The sequence below is a fragment of the Kitasatospora sp. NPDC002543 genome, assembly GCF_053594915.1.
Window position 1 is genome coordinate 92,100 of the sequence record NZ_JBSFWR010000020.1, and the last position, 7,698, is coordinate 99,797.

A 7,698-nucleotide genomic window follows, 5' to 3' on the forward strand; every position below is an offset into this window, starting at 1 on the left:
CCCGCCACCCGCGGGCCCGCGAGGCCGCGGGCCGGTCAGCCCAGCGAGGCGCGCAGGGCGTCGACCCGGGCCACGGCCTCGGTGAAGGCGTGCCGGTCCAGGCGGCCGTCGTCCAGTGCTTCGGCCAGCGCCTCAGCGGCCTCCTCGCCCTGCTGGGGGTCGCGGGCCGAGCAGAGCAGCAGGTCCATTCCGGCCTCGGCGGCGGCCAGCGCGCGGTCACCGGGGCCGCCCCACGGGGCGAGCGCCTGGGCCTCCAGGGCGTCGGTGACGGTCACGCCGTCGAAGCCGAGCCGGCCGCGCAGCTCGCCCTGGATGATCGCGGGCGAGAACCCGGCCGGGCGGTCCGCGTCCAGCGCCGGGTAGACCGCCCAGGAGGCCATCACCAGGCGCACACCCGCGGCGATGGCCGCCCGGTACGGGGCCTCGCCGCGGGAGCGCAGCTGCGACAGCGGGACGTTCAGGGTGACCGGACGCTCGTCGGTGTTCTCACCCCGGGGCGCGGCGCCGAGGCCGGGGAAGTGCTTGGCGGTCGCGGCCACGCCGAGGCCCTGCTGGGCGGTGAGGAAGGCGCCGCCCAGTTCCGCGACCTTGGCCGGGTCCTGGCTGTAGGAGCGCTCGAAGTGGTCGATGAAGTTGTCCGGCTTGTCGTAGACGTCGAGCACCGGGGCGAGGTTGAGGTTGAGCCCGGCGTCGGCGAGCGTCCGGGCGGCGCCGGCCCCGGACTCCGTCGCCGCGGCGAGCGGGTCCGCCGCCGACCCGACGGCGCGGGCGGAGAGTTCGGGCGCACCGGGCAGCCGACGGACCTTGCCGCCCTCCTGGTCGGTCATCAGCAGCAGCGGGCGCGGGTGCGGCGCCTCCGCCGCGGCCTGCTTCAGCGCGCCAACGGCCTCGGCGAGCTGCTCCGGGCTGGTGACGTTCTCGCCGAACAGGATGACCCCGGCGGCCCGGCCCTCCCGGAGCGTCCGGAGCACCCCGGCCGGCGGCGTCGGACCGGCGTACGACAGCACGACACGCCGCCCGGCGAGCACCCGGGAGTCCTCCCGCTCCTGGCCGGCCATCGCCACGTTCCTCTCCTCCGGGGCGTGCGCGCCGACGTGCGGACGGGCGGGCGAGCCGAGCGGCACCGGCCCGAGCGCGACGCCCATCACGGCCAGCACCACCCCGTACTGGGCGACACTTCGGAACAGGGCCATCACGCCTCCCGGGCCGGAATTTGACTTCGGCATGTCAACCTACCCCGGGGCTCGGCCCGGCACTCCCCCTGCGCAATTTCATCCGATATTCCACGTGTCAACCACCCATGGTCGCCCCGGGACGCACCCACGGCGCCTCTTGTGGATCTTGCGGGACCGGGGCGCCGCGCCGCGGTGCACGCGCCGCGAGGCGGAGGTGGGGGCACCTCCCGGCCGAGGACCGGGGGCCACCGGCCACCGACGACAGCGCCGCGAGCCGCGTGCCCCCGTCCCGCGCACCCGGCAGGGACGCGCAGGACACGCCCTAGGCTGACCGGGTGTTCGAGCGACTGGAGATCAAGGTCCTGCCCCCGGGCCCGCGCCTCGCCGCCGAGGTCCGCTTCCTCGTCGACGGCGAGGACGTGGTGGCCGGGGCGACCGGCCCCGGCGGCTTCGGCGCGTACGCCGGCCGGCTGTTCCCGCCACACGCCCCGAGCCCGCTCGCGGCCACCGGCCCGCCGCGCCGGGTCGAACTCGGCGAGCCCGAGTGCACCGGCGGCTGCTGCGGCCACCTGTCCGCCGTCGTGCAGCGCATCGGGGGCGTCGTCCGCTGGTCCGACTGGGAAGTCCCGCAGCTCCGGTACGGGACCAGGGGCCGGTTTCCGGAGTTCGACTTCGAGGCGGAGCCGTACGACGCCGAACTCGCCCGTGCCGCCGCCGACCCCTGGTGGCGGTACCGGGGCTGACGCCGGTCAGGACGACCGCCGGACGAGCCGGCCCAGCACCGCCACGCCCTCGGCGATCTCGGCCGTCGATCCCGCCGCGTAGCCGAGGACCAGGCCGGGCGGGTACGGGAGCCGGGCGTGCCAGGACAGCGGCTGCACCTTGACCCCCTCCGCCAGCGCCTCGGCGGCCAACTCCGTGTCGGTGCGGCCGGGCAGCTCCGGGAGCGTCAGCATCAGGTGGAGGCCCGCCGCGGCGCCGTGCACGGTGGCTCCCGGGAGGTGGGTGCGGATGGCGGTGATCATGGCGTCCCGGCGCCGGCGGTGGCGGCGGCGCAGCAGCCGCAGGTGCCGGTCGAGGTCGCCGGACTCCATCAGCCGGGCGAGGACCAGCTGGGGCAGCACCGGGTTGCCGAGGTCGGCGAAGCGCTTGGCGTCCAGGACGGCGTCCCGCAGCCGGGCCGGGACGAGCAGCCAGCCGGTGCGCAGCGCCGGGGCGAGCAGCTTGGAGATGCTGCCCGCGTAGCAGACCCGCTCCGGGAGGGAGGCCCGCAGGGCCGGGACGGGCGGGCGGTCGTAGCGGTGCTCGGCGTCGTAGTCGTCCTCGATGACCAGGCCGCCCTCCCCCGCCCAGCGCAGCAGTTCGCGGCGCCGCTCGCCGCCGAGGACGACACCGGTCGGGTACTGGTGGGCGGGGGTGAGCAGTACGGCCGGGGCGCCGGTGGCGCGCAGCGCGTCGACCCGGATGCCCTCGGCGTCGACCGCGACGGGCGGGGTGGCGGCGAGCCAGTGGGCGAGGTGCTGCCGGGCGCCGAGCGAGCCCGGGTCCTCGACCGCGACCTCGGTGATGCCGACCCGGCCGAGGGCCCGGCCGAGCAGCGCGAGGGCCTGGGCCGTGCCGGCGACGACCAGCACCTCGTCCGGGTCGGCGCGGATGCCCCGGTTGCGGGCCAGCCAGTGGGCGACGGCCCGGCGCAGGGCCGGGGTGCCGCGCACGTCGCCGTAGCCGAGGTCGGCCGCGGCCAGGCCGTCGAGGACGGCGCGTTCGGCGCGCAGCCAGGCGGCGCGGGGGAAGGCCGCGAGGTCGGGCACGCCGGGCGCGAGGTCGATCCGGGCGGGGGTGGCGCGCAGCAGGTCGAAGACCTCGGGGCCGGGCTCGGCCCGGAACAGCGCGGGTGCCGGGCTGGGCGGTCGTGTCTCGCTCGCCGCCTCCGGTGCGGCGGTGGCGGCCGCGACCACCACCGTGCCGCCCCGGCCGCGGCCGGCGACCTGCCCCTCCTCGGCGAGGCGCTGGTAGGCCTCGGTCACCACCCCGCGGGAGACGCCGAGTTCGGCCGCCAGGACCCGGCCGGCGGGCAGTCTGGCGCCGACCGGGAGCCGGCCGTCGGCGACGGCCTCGCGCAGCCGGCGGGCGAGCCAGTCGGTGAGGCCGCCGGGCGGGGCGTCGGCGGTGTCGAGCTGGAGGAAGTCGGCGCCGACCTCTTTGGACCGGTCGGATGCCTCGGCTTTGGACCTGTTCACCGGACCATAGTGGCGGCGAGGGTGGGGCCATGACCACGGAAACGTCCATGACCACGGAAACGTCCACGGTGCCCGCGGGGGCGCGGGAGCGCGGCCCCGACTACGTCCACGGCTACTCGGAGGACGAGGCGCGGCGCCTCGGCGACCAGGCCGACACCCTCGCCGAACTGCTGCACGCGGGTACGGCCTTCCCCGCGGGCAGCCGGGTGCTGGAGGCGGGCTGCGGGGTGGGGGCGCAGACCGTGCACCTGCTGGCCGCCAGCCCCGGCGTACGGCTGACGGCGGCCGACCTCTCGGCGCGGTCGCTGGCCCAGGCCCGCGCCCGGGTGGCCGCGCAGGCGCCGGCCGGGGACGTCGTCTGGCACCACGGCGACCTGCACCGGCTGCCGTTCCCGGACGGCTCCTTCGACCACGTCTTCCTGTGCTTCGTGCTGGAGCACCTGCCCGACCCGGCGGCCGGGCTGGCGGCGCTGCGCCGGGTGCTGCGGCCGGGCGGGACGATCACGGTGATCGAGGGCGACCACGGCTCGGTGTTCTTCCACCCGGAGAGCCGGGCGGCCCGCGACACCGTCGACCACCTGGTCCGGCTGCAGGCCCGGGCGGGCGGCGACGGACGGCTCGGCCGCCGCCTCCACCCGCTGCTGACGGCGGCCGGATTCGACCGGGTGACGGTCCGCCCGCGCACGGTCTACGCCGACGACGGCCGTCCGGCCCTGGCGGAGGGCTTCACCCGGCGGACCTTCGTCCCCATGGTCGAGGCCGTCCGGGCGGAGGCGCTGGCCGCCGGGCTGACCACCCCGGAGGCCTTCGACCGGGGCATCGCGGAGCTGCGCCGCGCGGCCGAGCCGGGCGGGACGTTCCACTACACCTTCTTCAAGGCGGTGGCGGTCCGGCCGTAGTGCGGCCCCCGCGGGCGGGGTCGCGCACGGGGGTCGTGACCGCGCCCACGGGGGGCCGGGTGACGGAGAGCCGCTACTCCGGGACGTCCCCGAGGTCCGCCAGCAGGATGCGCATCGCCTCGACGAGCGCGCCGCGCCGCGCCTCGTCGAGGCCCGTCAGCATCCGGTGCTCGGTGGCGAGGTGGTCGGGCAGCGCGCGGTCGATCAGATCGTGCCCCTCGGGGGTGAGGACGACTTCGCGGCTGCGGCCGTCCTGGTCGCTGCGGGTGCGGGTGACCAGGCCGCGGGCCTCCAGCCGGTCGAGGCGCTGGGTGATCGCGCCGGAGGTGACCATCGCGGACTGCATCAGCCCGGTGGGGGTGAGCCGGTAGGGCGGGCCGCTGCGCTTGAGGGTGGCGAGGACGTCGAAGGAGGCGGCGTCCAGCCCGTGCTCGGCGAAGGTGCGGTTGAGCGCCGCGTCCACCAGCCGGTAGAGGCGTTTGAGCCGGCCGAACACCTCCATCGGGGAGGCGTCCAGGTCGGGGCGCTCGGCGCCCCACTGCGCGACGACGCGGTCCACATGATCTGCCACGGGTTCAGGGTAGGCGATCCCCGACACATCCCTTAGCACTGAGGTAACTGTGAGCCACCTCACTCGGCCGCCGCGGTGAATAATGTCTTAGTGCTGAGATATATTGCCTTAGTGCTAAGAAATTGCCTCGCCCTCGTCCTGGTGACGGCCCTCGCCCCGGCGGTCCGGGGCACGACCTACCTGGCCACCACCCACGAGAACGCCTGACCCCGTTCCACCACCACTCCCGAGGAGCACCCCCATGCGCATCACCGTGTTCGGCGCCACCGGCAACGTCGGCAGCCGGGTCGTGGCCGAGGCCCTGGCCCGCGGCCACCACGTCACCGCCGTCGTCCGGGACCCGGCCAAGCCGCACGGCCTGCCGGCCACCGTCCCCCTGGTCCTCGGCGACGCCCGCGACCCCGAGGACGTCGCCCGGGTCGTGGCCGGGCAGGACGTGGTGATCACCGCCACCCGTCCGGTGCCGGGCAGCGAGCACGAACTGGCCGCCGCCACCAAGGGCCTGCTCGCCGGGGTCGCCGGCACCGGCGCGCGGCTGCTGGCCGTCGGCGGCGCGGGCAGCCTGCTGGTGCCGGGCGGCGACGGGACCGCCCTGGTCGACAGCCCCGGCTTCCCCGACGAGATCCGGCCGATCGCCCTGGCCTGCGGCGAGCAGTTCGACCTCTACCGCGCCGCCGGGCCGGACGTCGACTGGACGTACCTGAGCCCGGCCGCGCTGCTGGAACCCGGCGTGCGCACCGGCCGGTTCCGGATCGGCCGCGACGAACTGCTGGTCGACGCCGCGGGCGCCTCGGCGATCTCCATGGAGGACCTCGCCGTCGCACTCCTCGACGAGGCCGAGCGGCCCACCCACCGCCGGGCCCGCTTCACCGCCGCGTACTGAGCGTCGGGCCACCTGCACCTCCCGCCCCGGCGGGGGTGTACCCAGCACCACCCCGAAGACGGCAGCGGGGGTGATCGATCATCAGGCCCGGCCCGGACAGGATCGTTCCCGTGACCAACACCGCAGCCCGGCCCACCGGAACCGTCCCGCCCCGCACCCGGCGCACCCGTCGCGCCGCCCTCGTCCTCGCCTCCGCCGTCCTGGCCGGCCTGGCGGCGCCCACCACCGCGGGCGCCGCCACCGGCCGCGACCCGGGCGACGCCGACCCGGCACCCGCCCGATACACCCACCAGACCCTCGACTGGAAGCCCTGCGCCCGGCAGCCCTCGCTGGACTGCGCCACCATGACCGCCCCGCGCGACTGGCACCACCCCGGCACCGGGGCCGACCTGACCATCGCCGTCTCCCGGCACCGCGCCACAGACCCGGCCCGGCGCAAGGGGACCCTGCTGATGGCGGCCGGCGGCCCCGGCGGCACCGGCCTGCTGCGCCCGGCCAACCTGGCCTCCGGCGCCCCGGCGGTCGCCGCCGCGTACGACATCGTCGGCTTCGACCAGCGCGGGGTCGGCGAGAGCACCAAGGCGGTCTGCCAGACCCCGGAGGAGTTCCAGGAGTTCCTGGCCGGCGACTACCGCGACCAGTCCCCCGCCGCGATCGACCGCGTGATCGCCAACTCCAGGAAGCTGGCCGCCGGTTGTCAGGAGCGCAGCGGGGACCTGATCCCGTACCTGACCACCGAGCAGACCGCGCACGACATCGACCTGTTCCGCGGCCTGCTCGGCGAGCGCAGGCTCAGCTACTACGGCCCGTCCTACGCGTCGATGATCGGCGCCTACTACGGAACGCTCTTCCCGCACCGCGTCCAGCGGATGGTGCTGGACAGCAACATCGGCTTCGACGGCACCTGGGAGGCGTTCGAGCTGGGCCAGCCGATGAGCTTCCAGCGGCGCTTCGACGAGGACTTCGTGCCCTGGCTCGCGGCCCGGGACGCCACGTACCACTGGGGCTCCACGCCGGAGCAGGTGCGGGCGCACTGGGAGCAGCGGCGGGCCGCCCTGCACGACTCGCCCATCGTCGAGGGCCCGGTGACGATCGGCCCGAACCAGCTGGACAGCCTGGCCATCTCGGCGATCTACCGGGCCTCCGACTTCCCCGGCCTGGCCCGGATCCTGGCCGCCGTCGACAACTGGCAGACCGTCGACCAGGCGACCAGGGCGGCGGCCGCGGAGGCCTTCGCGAGCTACCTCAGCCCCGGCTTCCTCGCCGAGTACTTCGCGGTGACCTGCAACGACACCCCGTGGACCAGGGACCTGGACACCTGGATCGAGCGCGGCGCCGAGAACACCGCCCGGTGGCCGCTGGCCGGGGCCCGGACGCTCGCCTTCAGCGCGGTCTGCGCCGCCTGGCCGACCGCCCCCGCGCCCGCCGTCACGGTGACCGGCGCACACCTGCCGACCACGCTGATGCTCAACTCGGTGCACGATCCGGCGACCTACTACGAGGCGGCGCTCGGCGCCCACCGCGCGCTGCGCGGCTCCAGGCTGGTCACCGTCACCGGGAACGGCGACCACGGCCAGTACCCCACCTCGAACTCCTGCGTCAGCGGGGTGGTCGAGCGCTACCTGCTGGCGGACACCGCCCCCGAGCGCGACCTCATCTGCCCCTCCCCGCAGGCCGGTTGACGGAGAGTTCGGTCAACTCCCGCTCCCGGAGCGCAGCCTGGACCGGAGCCAGGCGAAGCCGACGGCGAGCCCGGCGAAACCGCCGACGGCGAGCTTGATCCCGGCCTTGGCGACGATCCAGCCGATCCACGGGATGTTCCACCCCAGCCAGTGGAAGACGGCCAGCAGCACCGCGGCGCGACCTGCCCGCCCTCACCGCGGGCTGGGCCGTCCGGGACTGGGAGAACCTCGGCCCGCTCGCCCGCGCC

At 76.1% G+C, this 7,698-nt stretch carries 8 protein-coding genes; 4 read left to right on the plus strand and 4 right to left on the minus strand.

Going from position 1 to position 7,698, the window contains the following annotated elements; translation table 11 throughout:
* Window positions 1–35 precede the first annotated feature (35 nt).
* Complete coding sequence (locus ACWD4P_RS12070) at window positions 36–1,193, minus strand: glycoside hydrolase family 3 N-terminal domain-containing protein (protein WP_449779504.1); 1,158 nt, start codon at window positions 1,191–1,193, stop codon at window positions 36–38.
* Between the two features lie 317 nt (window positions 1,194–1,510).
* Here ACWD4P_RS12070 and ACWD4P_RS12075 point away from each other — a divergent pair, with 317 nt between their 5' ends.
* A complete protein-coding gene (locus ACWD4P_RS12075) occupies window positions 1,511–1,918 on the plus strand; it encodes a hypothetical protein (RefSeq protein ID WP_449779505.1) in 408 nt (135 codons plus the stop codon).
* Between the two features lie 6 nt (window positions 1,919–1,924).
* Here ACWD4P_RS12075 and pdxR read toward each other — a convergent pair whose 3' ends face one another.
* Window positions 1,925–3,415 carry a MocR-like pyridoxine biosynthesis transcription factor PdxR gene (gene pdxR, locus ACWD4P_RS12080; protein WP_449779506.1) on the minus strand — a complete coding sequence of 497 codons (1,491 nt, stop codon included), beginning with the start codon at window positions 3,413–3,415 and terminating at the stop codon, window positions 1,925–1,927.
* A 47-nt stretch (window positions 3,416–3,462) separates the two neighbouring features.
* Between pdxR and ACWD4P_RS12085 the strand changes: the two genes are divergently transcribed.
* A complete protein-coding gene (locus ACWD4P_RS12085) occupies window positions 3,463–4,314 on the plus strand; it encodes a methyltransferase domain-containing protein (RefSeq protein WP_449779507.1) in 852 nt (283 codons plus the stop codon).
* A 73-nt stretch (window positions 4,315–4,387) separates the two neighbouring features.
* Here ACWD4P_RS12085 and ACWD4P_RS12090 read toward each other — a convergent pair whose 3' ends face one another.
* Complete coding sequence (locus tag ACWD4P_RS12090; protein WP_359831625.1) at window positions 4,388–4,885, minus strand: MarR family winged helix-turn-helix transcriptional regulator; 498 nt, start codon at window positions 4,883–4,885, stop codon at window positions 4,388–4,390.
* 241 nt (window positions 4,886–5,126) lie between these two features.
* Between ACWD4P_RS12090 and ACWD4P_RS12095 the strand changes: the two genes are divergently transcribed.
* Both ACWD4P_RS12095 and ACWD4P_RS12100 read left to right on the plus strand, forming a co-directional pair.
* Window positions 5,127–5,768: an NAD(P)-dependent oxidoreductase gene (locus ACWD4P_RS12095; protein WP_449779508.1), complete on the plus strand. Its 642-nt coding sequence runs from the start codon at window positions 5,127–5,129 to the stop codon at window positions 5,766–5,768.
* A 110-nt stretch (window positions 5,769–5,878) separates the two neighbouring features.
* A complete protein-coding gene (locus tag ACWD4P_RS12100) occupies window positions 5,879–7,450 on the plus strand; it encodes an alpha/beta fold hydrolase (RefSeq protein ID WP_449779509.1) in 1,572 nt (523 codons plus the stop codon).
* Between the two features lie 12 nt (window positions 7,451–7,462).
* On the opposite strand, the gene ACWD4P_RS12105 is transcribed toward ACWD4P_RS12100, so the two are convergent.
* Entirely contained in the window at window positions 7,463–7,621 is a 159-nt protein-coding gene (locus tag ACWD4P_RS12105; RefSeq protein ID WP_449779510.1) for a hypothetical protein, read from the minus strand.
* Window positions 7,622–7,698 lie beyond the last annotated feature (77 nt).